Below are 1,336 nucleotides of genomic sequence, written 5' to 3' on the forward strand. Positions count from 1 at the left end.
GTATCATTCCAAGACATCAGACACGCTCGGCGTCGCCCGCAACGACACCTACAACCTCTATCTGGCTTATTATCTCGGCTGGACGGCCTATGGCCGCGGGAATCGCGGCGATGCCGGCGTGCAGCGCTATGCGCGAGCCACCGAGAAGATGGCTCGGGATTATGCCGCGCAGCTACGCCAATGCGCGCGTTGATGAAGCCAAGGATCTAGCCATCCGTCAGCTTCGGCCTTTTGCCGCGCGGACGCTTGGGCGGAGCGCCGGCAAAGCCAGGACCGATGCCTTGCGGCGCGTCGTCCGGCAACCCCTCATGGGCGGCATGCTCCTTGTCGAATTTGATTACCGGCTCCATTTTCGCCAGCACGTCGTCGGCAAGCCAGCACAGGCTCAAATGACCGTCGCCGAGATTCTTCACCGGCGGCACCTGCGTCTCGCAAAGATTGTCCGGCACCAGCTTCTTGTAGCCGCAACGCGTCTGGAACGGACAGCCGGTTGGCGGGTTCATCGCCGACGGAATGTCGCCCTCCAGCACGATGTGCTTCTTGATCACGCTGGTGTCGGCGATCGGGATCGCCGACAGCAACGCCTCGGTATAGGGATGATAGGGCGGCGAAAATATCTGGTCGGTCGTGCCCTGCTCGACGATATAGCCTAGATACATGACGACGACACGATCGGCGATGTAGCGCACCACCGACAGGTCGTGGCTGATGAACAGCATCGTCGTCTTGTTCTTGCGCTGGATGTCCATCAGGAGCTCAGTCACCGCCGCCTGCACCGACACGTCGAGCGCCGAAACCGGCTCGTCGGCCACCACCACCTTGGCGTCGCCGGCAAAGGCCCGCGCCACGCCGATGCGCTGCTTCTGGCCGCCTGAGAGCTGGCGCGGCTTGCGGGTCTCGAACGCCCGCGGCAGCTTCACCAGGTCGAGAAGCTCCAGCATGCGCTGACGGCGATCGGCGACCGTGTTGCCGACATTGAACTTTTCCAGCGTGCGGATGATCTGCGAACCGACCGTATGGCTGGGATTGAGCGTGTCGAACGGATTCTGGAACACCATCTGGATCGACGACACCGTCTCGACACTGCGCTTCTCGACGCCGGTCGACTGGATCTGTTGGTTGCCGAGCGTCACGCTGCCCGAGCTTGCCGTCTCCAGCCCGAGCAGCACCTTGGCAAGCGTCGACTTCCCACAACCGGACTCGCCGACAATGGCGACGGTCTCGGATTCGCGCGCCATGAAGGAGATCGTCTCGTTGGCCTTGACGACGCGGCCCTCGCTTGAGCCGAACACTTCGCTGCCGCCGACCTTGTAGTATTTTTTGAGGTCCTCGATCT

Annotated in this window: 1 protein-coding gene and 1 pseudogene; one reads left to right on the forward strand and one right to left on the reverse strand. The window is 62.4% G+C overall.

Going from position 1 to position 1,336, the window contains the following annotated elements; all coding sequences use genetic code 11:
- Positions 1-193: pseudogene (locus EOA86_RS34855) on the forward strand (hypothetical protein); the annotation flags it as partial.
- A gap of 13 nt (positions 194-206) precedes the next feature.
- Here EOA86_RS34855 and EOA86_RS34860 read toward each other — a convergent pair.
- The coding region (locus tag EOA86_RS34860) for an oligopeptide/dipeptide ABC transporter ATP-binding protein (protein WP_164892333.1) at positions 207-1,336 on the reverse strand (1,130 nt) is incomplete at its 5' end.

The sequence above is a fragment of the Mesorhizobium sp. M5C.F.Ca.IN.020.32.2.1 genome, from assembly GCF_004023105.1.
GTDB classification, from domain to species: domain Bacteria; phylum Pseudomonadota; class Alphaproteobacteria; order Rhizobiales; family Rhizobiaceae; genus Mesorhizobium; species Mesorhizobium wenxiniae.